This window comes from Kineococcus glutinatus (genome assembly GCF_039542765.1).
Lineage (GTDB): Bacteria > Actinomycetota > Actinomycetes > Actinomycetales > Kineococcaceae > Kineococcus_A > Kineococcus_A glutinatus.
Window position 1 is genome coordinate 1 of sequence record NZ_BAABIL010000072.1, and the last position, 12,940, is coordinate 12,940.

10 protein-coding genes and 1 pseudogene are annotated in these 12,940 nt (G+C 74.0%); 5 read left to right on the forward strand and 6 right to left on the reverse strand.

What is annotated here, in order from left to right; translation table 11 throughout:
- Positions 1-1,041: 1,041 nt before the first annotated feature.
- A complete protein-coding gene (locus ABEB16_RS03560) occupies positions 1,042-1,836 on the forward strand; it encodes a tetratricopeptide repeat protein (RefSeq protein WP_345710894.1) in 795 nt (264 codons plus the stop codon).
- 6 nt (positions 1,837-1,842) lie between these two features.
- A complete protein-coding gene (locus tag ABEB16_RS03565; RefSeq protein ID WP_345710895.1) occupies positions 1,843-2,400 on the forward strand; it encodes a DUF6912 family protein in 558 nt (185 codons plus the stop codon).
- 4 nt (positions 2,401-2,404) lie between these two features.
- Here the strand turns inward: ABEB16_RS03565 and ABEB16_RS03570 are convergent, their stop codons facing one another.
- Complete coding sequence (locus tag ABEB16_RS03570; RefSeq protein ID WP_345710896.1) at positions 2,405-2,908, reverse strand: DUF2505 domain-containing protein; 504 nt, start codon at positions 2,906-2,908, stop codon at positions 2,405-2,407.
- A 151-nt stretch (positions 2,909-3,059) separates the two neighbouring features.
- Between ABEB16_RS03570 and ABEB16_RS03575 the strand changes: the two genes are divergently transcribed.
- Together ABEB16_RS03575 and ABEB16_RS03580 are read left to right on the forward strand one after the other, a co-directional pair.
- Positions 3,060-7,964, forward strand: coding sequence for an NAD-glutamate dehydrogenase (locus ABEB16_RS03575; protein WP_345710897.1), 4,905 nt, complete (start codon positions 3,060-3,062; stop codon positions 7,962-7,964).
- 45 nt (positions 7,965-8,009) lie between these two features.
- Entirely contained in the window at positions 8,010-9,521 is a 1,512-nt protein-coding gene (locus tag ABEB16_RS03580) for a sensor histidine kinase (protein ID WP_345710898.1), read from the forward strand.
- Between the two features lie 59 nt (positions 9,522-9,580).
- On the opposite strand, the gene ABEB16_RS03585 is transcribed toward ABEB16_RS03580, so the two are convergent.
- Positions 9,581-9,829, reverse strand: coding sequence for a WhiB family transcriptional regulator (locus ABEB16_RS03585; protein WP_345710899.1), 249 nt, complete (start codon positions 9,827-9,829; stop codon positions 9,581-9,583).
- Between the two features lie 294 nt (positions 9,830-10,123).
- Between ABEB16_RS03585 and ABEB16_RS03590 the strand changes: the two genes are divergently transcribed.
- Positions 10,124-10,540: a hypothetical protein gene (locus ABEB16_RS03590; protein ID WP_345710900.1), complete on the forward strand. Its 417-nt coding sequence runs from the start codon at positions 10,124-10,126 to the stop codon at positions 10,538-10,540.
- 16 nt (positions 10,541-10,556) lie between these two features.
- Here the strand turns inward: ABEB16_RS03590 and ABEB16_RS03595 are convergent, their stop codons facing one another.
- The 4 genes and pseudogenes from ABEB16_RS03595 to ABEB16_RS03610 all read right to left on the reverse strand — a co-directional run.
- Entirely contained in the window at positions 10,557-11,393 is an 837-nt protein-coding gene (locus ABEB16_RS03595) for a SigB/SigF/SigG family RNA polymerase sigma factor (protein WP_345710901.1), read from the reverse strand.
- 50 nt (positions 11,394-11,443) lie between these two features.
- Positions 11,444-11,845: an ATP-binding protein gene (locus ABEB16_RS03600; protein WP_345710902.1), complete on the reverse strand. Its 402-nt coding sequence runs from the start codon at positions 11,843-11,845 to the stop codon at positions 11,444-11,446.
- An 83-nt stretch (positions 11,846-11,928) separates the two neighbouring features.
- Entirely contained in the window at positions 11,929-12,462 is a 534-nt protein-coding gene (locus ABEB16_RS03605) for a GNAT family N-acetyltransferase (RefSeq protein WP_345710903.1), read from the reverse strand.
- Positions 12,459-12,940: pseudogene (locus ABEB16_RS03610) on the reverse strand (hypothetical protein); the annotation flags it as partial. The gene ABEB16_RS03605 and the pseudogene ABEB16_RS03610, both read right to left, overlap by 4 nt.

Genomic DNA, 12,940 nt, shown 5'->3' on the forward strand with positions numbered 1-12,940 from the left:
TCCAGCGCCGATGGTACTGCCCCCGCCAGGGGGTGGGAGAGTAGGACACCGCCGAACAACTTCTAAAAGATTACCCCACCCCCGCGCTGCGGGGGTGGGGTAATCTACGTTGGCCACCCTGCCGCTGTCTCGGCATCGGCGTATCGCCTCGACTCGAGTTGCTGTCACCATGGCTGGAGCCGGCCGTGTCGGCGCCCACGTGCTATCACCGAAGGATCTGTTGTGACCTCAGGCACTCCCTCGTCTTCCCATGCGAATGACGGCAAGGGTCAGCGGCCACGCGGAGCCCGGTCGAGCGGCGGCGGGAGTGGTTTCGCAGGGCGTTCGCGGACTCAGCGCCCCTCCTCCTCGGGCGATGCGGGCGCGGTTGGGCGTCTGGAGCGTGGCCGTCCTGAGCGCGGTACCGCGCAGCGCGCGACCGGGCAGGGTGCGGGTCGTTCGTGGGGTCAGCGGCCCTCATCGTCCGATGGTGCTGGCGCCGATGCCACCAGGCGTCCGGAGCGCAGCGGTGCCCAGCGACCGCCGCGTCCTACCGGGGGCTCTGGTGGACGTCCCGAGCGTGGACGCCCTGAGCGCGGTGGTGCGCAGCGTTCTGCTGGTCAGGGTGCCGGGCGTTCGCGGACGCAGCACTCTTCCTCCGATGGTTCCGGCACCGCGGCTGCCGGTCGCCCGGAAAGGGGACGTCCGGAGCGCAGTGGTGCGACGCGTCCGTCCCGTCCCGGCGGAAAGGGAGCGGGCGGTTCGGGTTTCGCGGAAGGTCGGCGTGAAGGGTCTGCCGACCGCCGCCGCGAGACGCGTGGTCGTGCAAGCCGTGACGACCAGACCGTGCGGGAGGAGCGCGGTCGTCCCGGCGGGCAGCGCGCTGAGGGTCTGTCGAACTCCCCGCGTCAAGAGCGCGTCCCTCGTGGAGGGAAGGCTCCGGCGGATCGACGGGGCGATCGGGCCTCGGACAACGCGCGGGTATCCGGTGCTCCACCCAAGTACAGCGCTTCGCCGCGCGGCGGTGCGACCAGGACGTCCCGTAGCGCTGGCGGCCGCGCCATGGCAGGCGAGCTGCGCCGCAACAGCCGACCGCCGGAGCACGTTCGTGCCGGCCGTGCTGACGAGCCCGCACTGCCCGACGACGTCACCGGCCGCGAGCTCGATGGCGAGGCGCGCAACGCCCTCCGCGGCCTTGCAGCTCCGAACGCGGTGGTGGTCGCACGGCACTTGGTGATGGCCGGCCGACTGCTGGACGACGACGCCGAGCTGGCCTGGCAGCATGCGCGTGCAGCACAACGCAGGGCCGGGCGCATCGGTATGGTGCGGGAGGCCGCGGGCCTCGCGGCCTACCGGGCCGGTCACTTCGACGCCGCTCTCGCAGAACTGCGTGCCGCGAAGCGGCTGACGGGTGACTCGTCCCACTTGCCGATCATGGCCGACTGCGAACGGGGACTCGGACGACCCGAACGGGCGCTCGATCTCGCGCGGTCGGCTGAGGTGCGCATGCTCGATGAAGGAGGACAGGTCGAGATGCTGATCGTCGCCGCCGGTGCTCGTCGTGATCTCGGGCAGGCCGAAGCCGCGGTCGTCGCTCTGCAGTCACCGCAGTTGCGTGCCGAGGGGTCGCAGCAGCCGTGGCAACCGCGCCTGTGGTACGCGTACGCCGACGCGCTGGCCGAGGTCGGGCGAGCCGCGGAAGCGCAGCGCTGGTTCGAACGTGCGGCGGCGAGCGACCACCTCGGGGAGACGGATGCCGAGGAGCGCCTGACGGCCTACGACGGCATCACGTTCCTCGACGAGGAGACCGACGACGCCGAGAACGCCCCCGTCGTCGAGCGCCCGGCTGCGGACTGAGGTCTCGTGGCTGACCATGACGGGCAGAGCACCCGTGTCTACCTGCCGGCCACCCTGGCGCAGCTGCGCCACCTGGCCGACGAGGGGGGTTCGACGCCCCTGGTGTCCGCGCCGGTGCAGGCGCACGCCGTCACGGCGGCCCTGCGCGACTGGTACGTCGACGCCGATCCTCGCGAGCTCGACGACGAGCTCGAGTACGCCGCGTCCTCCGACGCGGCCGAGCGTTCCCTGCACCTGCTCGCAGCCGATCCGCTGGCCCCGCGCCGGCGCGTGGTCCTCGCCGTGGACGTGCCTGCCGGCCACGTCCGGGCGACGCCCCCGACGACGATGACGGGAACGGGGCGCTCCGCGGTGCTGATCACGGCTGACGTGCCTCGTGCGGCCCTCGTCAGCGTCCACGTCGACGACCACGATGCGGTCCCCGACGTGCGTACCGCCGTGGAGGCGCTGCCCGCCGCCGAGGCGGGGGACGAGGATGCGCAGTTCGTCGTCGAGGCGGTCGAGGGACACGAGCTGCTCTGGTACGACGCCACGGAGGTCGACGACCTCATCGCGCTGGACTGAGAGCTCAGCCGGCGCGGCGCGCCAGCCAGCGGGCTGCGACCCCGTTCTCGACGGCGAGGGCCTTGCGCAGCCCGTCGGCCGCGGCCTGCTCCGCCTGTCTCCCGAACAGCGGTACCCGAGCCGTCACCTCGGCGTCCAGAACCTGCAAGCACGCGGCAGGTCCCACCGGCACCACGGAGATGGTGCCGGTGGCCGACAGCGGAACTCGCTCGACGAGCAGCTCGAAGCGTCCGGTGCGGCGGCCGTCCGCTCCGGCTGGAGCCCACGTCACCGTCTCGACGAGCACCGAGCGCTGCCCCAGGAACCTGGTGGCGAGCTCGGGCAGCCCTGTCGTCGCCTGGGCGCGCCGCACGGTCGTGATCAGGTTCGACCCCACCTGTTGCACGTCCGCGGAGTGCTCCAGCGCGCGGGTCTCACGGCACTTCTCCTCGAGGAAGCCGGGATCCGTCAGGACCGCGACGACGTCCACCACCGCCGCTTCGAAGCGGTGCTCCTCCCGCACGTGCACGCGTTCCTCGCATCCTCGAGCCTCTGACCCGTGTGCTGGCGCCCCGTGGCGGCCACCGGCCCAGCGTAGGTGACCGCCTCACACGGCCTCGCAGCGGCTGCTGGGGCTAGGGTCGGGACGCAGCGTCCACCCTGCGATTACGGAGCGCACAATGCCCGGCAACGTCGCCGAACGAACCCGACTGGTCCTCACCACCGCTCGCGCAGCGACCGAGGCGGCCGGCGCGGACCTCCCCGACGGGATGCGGACACCGGGCGCGCTCGACGCGCTGCTCGCCGCGTACTACGCGCACACCCCCGACGAGGAGCTCGTCTCCCGCTCCCCCCAGGAGGTGGCCGAGGCGCTGCTGTCGCACCTGCGCACCGGCCTGCACCGCCCGCCGGGCAGCGCCGTCGTGCGGGTGCACCCACCGGGGGATTCGGGGCACCGGCGCAGCGTCGTCGAGGTCGTCACGGACGACATGCCGTTCCTCGTCGACTCCGTGACCGCGGAGATCAGCCGTCAGGGGCACGGCATCCACCTGCTCCTCCACCCCCAGCTGCTCGTGCGCCGCACCGGGGACGGGGTGCTGCACGAGGTGTGCGAGGACGGGGACCAGGAATGCCCGCGGGAGTCGTGGATCCGCATCGAGGTCGACCGCATCGACGAACCGGCCGGGCGTCAGCTCCTCGAGGAGTCGCTGGCCGACGTCCTCGCTGACGTGCGGCTGGCGGTCCGGGACTGGACGGCGATGCGTGAGCGCGCGGTCGAGCTCGCCGACGCACTGCGGGATGCGCCACCCCCCGGGTCGGAGGCCGAGGAGACGCGGACCGCGGCGCGCTTCCTGCGGTGGCTCGCGGACGACCGCTTCACCTTCCTCGGTTACCGGGAGTACGACCTGCTCACCGTCGGAGGTGACGACGTGCTCGTGGCCCGCCCCGGTACGGGGCTGGGCGTCATGAGCGACTCGCCCGACGCGCCGCAGCACCCCCCGCGCCGGCTCAGCGGACCCGTGCGGGACAGGGCCCGCGAGCCTCGCGCCCTGGTGATCACCAAGGCGAACCGCCGTGCCACGGTCCACCGTCGCGCCTACCTCGACTACGTCGGCGTCAAGACCTTCGACGAGGACGGGCACGTGGTGGGCGAGCGCCGGTTCCTCGGTCTCCTCACGTCCGCCGCGTACACCGAGAGCGTGCGCCGGGTGCCGGTCGTGGCGGAGAAGGTGGGGGCCGTCCTCGCGCGGGCGGGTTTCTCCGCCAGCGGTCACTCCTCCAAGGACCTGCTCACCGTCCTGGAGACGTTCCCGCGCGACGAGCTGCTGCAGGCGCCGGTCGACGACATCCTCAGCACCGCCCTCGCCGTGCTGCGCCTGCAGGAGCGCCGTCGCACGCGCCTGTTCCTGCGGCAGGACGACTACCGGCGCTTCATGTCCTGCCTGGTCTTCCTGCCCCGCGACCGCTACACCACACAGGTCGGGGAGCAGATCGAGCGCGTCCTGCAGGAGGCGTTCGACGCGGCCTCCGTGGAGCACACCCTCGCGGTGTCGGAGTCGGTGCTCGCCAGGCTGCACATCGTCGTGCGCGCACGGCCCGGGCAGGAGCTGCGGCAGGCCGACCCCGCGGAGCTGGAGGCCGCGCTGGTGCGCGCCAGCCGCAGCTGGGAGGACGAGTTCGCCGACGCGGCCCGCGACGTGCTGGGCGAGGACGACGGTGCCGCCCTCGCGCGCCGCTGGGTGACCGGCATCCCCGAGGCCTACCGCGCCGACGTGACGCCCTTCACCGCCGTCGTGGAGGTGCACCGCCTCGAGGAGCTGCTGCGGGCGCTCGCCGAGGGCGACGACACCCCCCAGCTCGCCCTGCACGAGCCCGACGAGGGTGAGCAGGGCATCTGGCGGCTCATCTTCTACCGCACCGAACCGGTCACCCTCAGCACCGTGCTGCCGCTGCTCGCGGACCTCGGTGTGATCGTCACCGACGAGCACCCGCACACCCTGCGGCGCGACGACGGCTCGACCGCGTGGGTGTACGACTTCGGCTTCCGGCTGCCCGGCGAGCTGCAGGACGGCGGCTCGGACCTGGAGGCCATGGAGGAGCTGTTCACGACCGCCTTCGCCGCCGCCTGGTCCGGGCGCGTGGAGACCGACTCCCTCAGCCGGCTCGTCCTCGTGGCCCGTCTGCGCTGGCAGCAGGTGGCGGTGGTCCGCGCCCTGGTCCGCTACCTGCGTCAGACCGGGCTGCCCTACAGCCTCGACTACGTCGCCGCCACCCTGCTGGCCAACGCCGGGGTCACGCGGCTGGTCGTGCGGTTGTTCGAGGCCCGCTTCGGGCCGGGGCGCTCGGCCGACCCCGCGGAACGGGAGGAGACCGTCGCCGCCGTCCTGGAGGAGGCCACCGGCGCGCTGGAGGAGGTCGACGGGCTGGACGCCGACCGCATCCTGCGCGCACTGCTGTCCCTCGTGCACGCGGTCCTGCGCACCAACGCCTACCAGCACGCGCCCGACGGGCGGCGCCACGAGCACCTCTCGTTCAAGCTCGACCCCCGCGGGATCCCCGGGTTGCCCGAACCCCGACCGGCGTACGAGATCTGGGTGTACTCCCCGCGCGTGGAGGGGGTCCACCTGCGCTTCGGCGACGTGGCGCGCGGCGGGCTGCGCTGGTCGGACCGGCGCGAGGACTTCCGCACCGAGGTCCTGGGTCTGGTGAAGGCGCAGATCGTGAAGAACGCCGTCATCGTCCCCACGGGGGCCAAGGGCGGCTTCGTCGGCAAACAGCTGCCCGACCCGGCCGTCGACCGCGACGCCTGGTGGGCCGAGGGCATCGCCTGCTACCGCACCTTCATCAGCGGCATGCTCGACGTCACCGACGACCGGCGCACCGCGGGGGACCAGCAGGTCGTCGTCCCACCGGAGGAGGTCGTCCGCTACGACGGTGACGACCCGTACCTCGTGGTGGCCGCGGACAAGGGCACCGCGACCTTCTCCGACATCGCCAACGAGATCGCCAAGGAGCGCGGCTTCTGGCTGGGTGACGCCTTCGCCTCCGGTGGCTCCCACGGCTACGACCACAAGGCGATGGGCATCACGGCGCGGGGCGCGTGGGAGAGCGTCCGCCGCCACTTCCGCGAGCTCGGTGTCGACCCGCAGACCAGCGACATCACCGTCGTCGGCATCGGCGACATGAGCGGTGACGTGTTCGGCAACGGCATGCTGCTGTCGGAGCACATCAAGCTGGTGGCGGCGTTCGACCACCGGCACGTCTTCCTCGACCCCGATCCGGACCCGGCGGCGTCCTTCGCCGAGCGGCGGCGCCTCTTCGGCCTGGGCCGCTCCTCGTGGGCGGACTACGACACCTCGCTCATCAGCGCCGGCGGTGGGCTGTGGAGCCGCACCGCGAAGACCGTCCCGATCTCCCCGCAGGTGGCGCAGCGCCTCGGGCTGGACCCGGGGACGCACGCGCTCAGCCCCACCGACGTGGTCAAGGCGGTGCTGCGCGCACCGGTGGACCTGCTGTGGAACGGCGGGATCGGCACCTACGTCAAGGCGAGCACCGAGGAGCACTCCGCCGCGGGGGACAAGGCCAACGACGTCGTGCGCGTCGACGGGGCGGAGCTGCGGGTCCGCGTCGTCGGGGAGGGCGGCAACCTGGGGCTCACCCAGCGTGGTCGCATCGAGGCCGCCCTGCGGGGGGTGAAGCTCAACACCGACGCCATCGACAACTCCGCGGGCGTGGACTGCAGCGACCACGAGGTCAACATCAAGATCCTGCTCGACCACCTCGTCGCCGACGGTGCGCTCGGCGTCGAGGAGCGCAACGAGGTGCTCGCGCGGATGACGGACGACGTGGCGCACCTCGTGCTGCGGCACAACTACGAGCAGAACCTGCTGCTCTCCGGTGAGAGCGCCGGCGCCGAGCGGCTGCTGCCGGCCCACCGCCGCTTCCTCGACGCGCTGGAGGCCGCCGGGGCCCTGGACCGGACCCTGGAGTTCCTGCCCGACGGCGCGGAGCTCGAGCGGCGGGCCCGGGAGGGGCGCGCGCTCAGCGTCCCGGAGCTGGCGGTGCTCAGCGCCTACGCCAAGACGTCCCTGACCGGGGCGGTCCTGGCCGGCGGCCTGCCCGACGAGCCCTGGACGGCGGACGTGCTGCGCCGCTACTTCCCCGCCGAGGTCGTCGACCGCTTCGGCGAACGCCTCACCGAGCACCCGCTGCGCCGGGAGATCAGCACCACCGTCGTCGTCAACGACATGGTCAACCGCGGAGGCATCACGTTCGCCTTCCGGGCGCAGGAGGAGACGGGTGCCGAGCCGGCGCAGGTGGTCCGCGCGTACGTCATCACCCGCGGGATCTTCGGCCTGCCCGCCCTCGCCGCGGCGGTCGAGGCGCTCGACGGGCAGGTGCCCACGGTCGTGCAGGCACGCATGACGACGCAGGTGCAACGCCTCCTGGACCGCGCGGTCCGCTGGTTCCTGCACGTGCGGCCCGAGGGCCTCGACGTGCCTGCCGAGCTGCACCGCTTCCGGGCGGTGGTCACCGAGCTGGCTCCCGAGGTCCCGCAGCTGCTGCGCGGTGCGGAGGCGCACGCGGCGCAGGCCGAGGCCGAGGAGCTCGCGGGGCTCGGGGTGCCGACCGCCGATGCGGTGCGCACCGCATGCCTCCTGCACCTGTTCTCGCTGCTGGACGTCGTGGAGCTCGCCGAGGAGGTGCGCCGCGCGCCGCTGGACGTGGCGGCCACCTGGTACGCCGTGTCGGAGCGGTACGGCATCGACGAGCTGCTGACGCGCATCAGCGGTCTGGGGCGCGCCGACCGCTGGCAGGCCCTCGCCCGCGCGGCCCTGCGCGACGACCTGTACGCCGCGCTGCGCGACCTCACCAGGGCGGTCCTCGTGCACGGGGCCACCCGCGGCGCCGACCCGGACCCGCACGACCCGGTGGCCGCGGTGCGGTCCTGGGAGGAGGCCAACGCCGCCGCCGTGCGCCGGGCCCGGCAGACGCTCGGGGAGGTGCGCGAGCTGGAGGAATCCGATCTCGCCCCGCTGTCGGTGGCCCTGCGGGTGCTGCGCACGGTGCTGCGGGCGGGCTGAGGACGCCGCCGCGGGCGGTCCCCGGCGGGGCCCTAGGCTGCTGTGGTGCCCTCCACGACGGACCTGCTGCGCGACCGCACCGACCTGTCGGCGAGCGACGCGGAGTGGCTGCGCCTCCTGGTGGGGGACTGGCAGCTGCTCTCGGACCTGTCCTTCGCCGACCTCGTCCTGTGGGCACCGGCGGACTCCGGGCGCCGCTTCGTCGCGGTGGCGCACTGCCGCCCCACCACGGGGCCGACGGTGCACTACGACGACGTGGTGGGGGCGGTGCTGGAGCGCGGCCGGCGTCCCCAGGTGGACGCCAGCTTCGACGAGGCGCGCACGATCCGCGGGCGCGAACCGGAGTGGGACGAGGACGCCGCCGTGCGGGAGGAGACCATCCCGGTGGTCCGCGACGGGCGGGTGCTGGCCGTCCTCGCCCGCCACACGAACCTGGCGGCCTCGCGCACCCCCAGCCGGCTGGAGCTGAGCTACGTCAAGTGTGCCGACGACCTGGCGCGCATGGTGGCTTCCGGTGACTTCCCGCAGGCCGGGGCGCCCACGGGGTCACGACGGGGTGCGCCCCGCGTGGGCGACGGGCTGATCCGGCTCGACGGCGAGGGCACCGTCACCTACGCCAGCCCCAACGCGCTGTCGGCCTTCCACCGCGCGGGCCTCATCGGCGATCTCGTGGGGGCGAACCTGGCGGAGGTGTCCTCCAGCCTCGTGGCCACCCACCTGCCGGTCGACGAGTCGCTGCCGCTGGTGGTGATGGGCCGCGCCCCCTGGCGCACGGACCTGGAGACCGACGCGGCCACGCTGTCCATGCGGGCCATCCCGCTCACGCGGCGCGAGGAGGCGGGGGCGGCGCCGGCACGCGTGGGTGCGCTGCTGCTCGTCCGCGACGTCTCCGAGCTGCGCCGGCGGGAGCGGGAGCTGATGACGAAGGACGCCACCATCCGGGAGGTGCACCACCGGGTGAAGAACAACCTGCAGACGGTGGCGGCGCTGCTGCGGTTGCAGGCGCGGCGCATCCGCTCCGACGAGGGTCGGGCCGCCCTGCAGGAGGCCATGCGGCGGGTGGCGACCATCGCGCTGGTGCACGAGACCCTCGCCCAGGGCGTGGACGAGGCGGTGGACTTCGACCAGGTGCTGGACCGCTGCCTGCTGCTCGCCGCGGAGGTGGCCACGGCGTCCTCCGAGCGCATCCGCATCGACCGGCAGGGCCGTTTCGGCGCGCTGCGCCAGGAGGACGCCACGCCGCTGGCGCTCGTGCTGACCGAGCTGGTGACGAACGCCGTGGAGCACGGCTACCGCCCCGGTGAGACGGGCACGGTGCAGCTGCGGGTGGACCGGCAGGACGACGAGCGGCTCGTGGTCACGGTGTCCGACGACGGCATGGGCCTGCCGGAGGACTTCGCGGTGGGGCGCTCCGGTCTGGGCACGCAGATCGTGCACTCGCTCGTGGCGGGCGAGCTGCGGGGCCGGATGGATTTCGGTGCCAGCGCCCAGGGCGGCACCGAGGTGGTCCTGGAGGCCCGGATCCGCACGCTGCGCAGGTCCACCACCGGCGGGTGACACACAGCAGCGCCCCGGCCCTGGGGCCGGGGCGCTGCTGCGTTGCGTCGACGCGGCGGTCAGCTCGCGCGGCGGGCGCGGGCCGCGCGCCGCTTGAGGGCGCGGCGCTCGTCCTCCGAGAGCCCGCCCCACACGCCGGCGTCCTGCCCGGTCTCGAGGGCCCACTTCAGGCAGGACTCCACGACCGGGCAGCGACGGCAGACCGCCTTGGCCTCCTCGATCTGCAGGATCGCCGGTCCGGTGTTCCCGATGGGGAAGAACAGCTCGGGGTCCTCGTCGAGGCAGGCGGCACGGTGGCGCCAGTCCATCGGTTGTTCACTCCTCTGCGTAGCGGTGTCGGGTACGCACGCCGAAGCCGTGGGAACGGTCTCGGGTGCGATGATCCCTGAGCACCGGCGACGCCGGCGGTGCCGGGACGATCGCGTGACCGCGTGCGGTCTCGAATCGTCGGGGATCTCGTTGAATACAGACTCACATCCCAGGGCGGGTCCCACAAGGGGAAGAAGCGGTCTCCTCGTCACCTGACCCTGAGGCTTTCGTCACATGCTCGTAACACATAGGCCATGCGGGTGTGTTCCCGCACCGACGGTTAGCTTGCGTTCGTGAGTCGTTCTTCCCAGCCTGCACCAGCCACGCCCCCACCGCACGCCCAGCGGCGGTGGCCGCGCCGGGTCGTGGTCGCCCTCGTGGGCTTCGAAGCACTGCTCGCCCTGGCCGGTGCGGCCTACGAGGTGCGCGGTCTCCTCGTCAGCCGGGCCACCGAGCCGGGGGCCGCCGTGGCCCTCGCCGCCTCCGCGCTGCTCCTGGCCGTCGCCCTGGTCCTGGGTGCGCGTGGTCTGCTGGCCGGTCGCCGGGGGGTGCGCGCCCCGCTGCTGGTGTGGCAGGTGCTGCAGCTCGCGGTCGGGCTGCCGCAGTTCGGCGGGGGCACCACGTGGGCCGGCCTGCTCCTCAGCGTTCCCGCCGCCCTCGTCCTCGCCGGCCTCTTCTCCCGCGACGTCCTGCCCGACCCCGAGCGCTGAGCGCGCCGGGCCGAGCTCACGCCTCGTCGCCGCCCAGCCCCTCCCGCAGCTGGGCGAGGGTCCGGCTCAGCAACCGCGAGACGTGCATCTGCGAGATGCCGACCTCCGCCGCGATCTGCGACTGCGACATGCCCCGCACGAAGCGCAGCGCGAGGATGCGCCGCTCCCGGGCCGGCAGCCGCGCCAGCAGCGGTCGCAGCGCCTCGCGGTTGTCCACCCGCTCCAGCTGCTCGTCCGTGGCCCCCAGGTGTGCTGCGCCGACGTCCGGTGCCGCCACGTCGAGGGGGACGGTGGCGTAGGCGTTCGCCGACTCCAGCACCTCGACGACCTCGTCGGCGTCGCGACCGGTGCGGGCGGCGAGCTCGGCGACCGTCGGTGCCCGGCCCAGCTCGTGCGTCAGGGCTTCCCGCGCGTCCGCCAGGGCGCGTCCCGTCTCCTGCATGCGCCGCGGCACCCGCAACGCCCAGCCGCGGTCGCGGAAGTGCCGCTTGACCTCGCCGAGCATCGTGGGGATGGCATAGGCCGGGAACGGCACGCCGCGGGAGGCGTCGAAGCGGTCCAGGGCCTTGATGAGGCCGATGGTGGCCACCTGCACGAGGTCGTCGTGCGGCTCGCCGCGCCCGCTGAAGCGGCGCGCCAGGTGGTCGGCCAGCTGCAGGTGGCGCCGCAGCAGCGCCTCGCGCAGCGCACTGTGCTCGGGGCTGCCCTCCGGCAGCCCCGCCAGGCGCTGGAAGTCGGCCAGCTCGTGCGGTGCGTCCGGCTCGACCGGCCGCGGCTCGTCGTCCCCCCGGCGAGCGGCAGGAGGGCCGGCCAGGAGGTGCCCGGTGGTGTCGCCACCGTCCACCGCGGCCATCACGTCACCTCCCCGCCCACGTGGTCCCCCCGCTCACGTCGCCATCCCCGTCACGTCGCCCCCCGTGCCCTGGTGTGGCGCAGCACGATCCACGCGCCGTGCTCGCCCTGCCCGGTCGTGACCTCACCGACGAGCGCCTCGAGCACCGCCCACGCGAAGCTCGAGCGCTCCGGCAGGCTGGTCGCGGGGCCGCGCACCTCGACCTCCAGCGCGCCCCTGCCGAGCCGGAAGGTGGCGGTGATCCGCCCGTCCGCCTCCTGGGGGTCCAGCAGCAGGGTGCAGGCCTCGTCGACCGCGATGCGCAGGTCCTCGATCTCGTCCAGGGTCAGGTCGAGCCTGGCGGCGAGCCCGGCGCTCGCCGTGCGCACCACCGTCAGGTAGGCGGGGTCGGCGGGCACCCTGAGCTCCACGAGGTCGCTGACGGCGTCCGCGCCGGCCACGTCGGTCGCCACTGTCCGTCCTCCGAGGTCCTGGGCCGCCGGTGTCGCGCGACCTGTGGTTCCCAGCGTCTCAGACGCGGAGCGTGATTCAGCACTCACCCTCGGTTCGCCTCCGTCATCGTGCCCGACACCGCCGGCAGGTCCTCCCCGGCCAGCCGCCACACCGAGGCGCCCTCCTGCCGCTGAGCACCCAGCCGGCGGTAGAACGCCTGCGCCGAGGTGTTGGAGTCCAGGACGAGCCACTCCAGCCGCCCCCAGCCCCGTTCCGCGCACACGCCCGCGAGGGTCTGCACGAGGGTGCGGCCGATGCCCAGCCCCCGGTGGCCGGGGTGCACGAACAGGTCCTCCAGCCACGCCCCGTGACGCCCCTGCCACGTCGAGAAGGTGGTGAACCACATCGCCATCCCCGCGACCACGGCGCCGGACGGGGAGGGGACCTCGGCCACGAGGCAACCGACGCGGGCATCGCGGCCGAACAGGGCCCGCTCGAAGTCGGCGGCGGTCGCGGTGGCCGAGCCCTCGTGGCCCACGTGGGCCGCCAGGGCACGCACCATGACCGCGATCTCCTCGCAGTCCTCAACCGCGGCTTCGCGCACGCGGACGTCCGGGGGTCCGTCCAGGGGGGTCACCCCGCCACCGTAGAGGCAGCAGGGGCGTGCTCCGCCCACCGCCGGGGAGCCGCCAGCCGCACGGGCAGCGCGGTGCCCGCCGTGCCCCCGCCGCCGACGAGGAAACCGGCCCCCGGACCGGGGCCCGGAGCCGGCAGCGAGCGCAGGCCCAGCACCTCCCCCTCGACCCGTGGCCCCGTCCCGAGCAGCACACCCCGCCCGGCGCGCCGCAGCAGCACCGGCAGCCCGCGGTAGGCGCCCGCCAGCTCCGCGGAGGAACCGGCCCCCACCAGCGCCTCCCCGCCGCGGGCGGCGGCCAGGCGCAGCACCAGGTCCTCCACGTCGGTCTCGGCCAGGGAGCAGACGTCGTCCAGCAGCACCAGGGCCGGCCGGCCCGACTCGCGGGCGCACCGGAGGTGGTCGGCCAGCGCGGCGGCCTCCCCCGGGACCCACCAGGCGGTCCCGCCGGACGGCCGCCGAGGAGCCACGAGCGCCACCG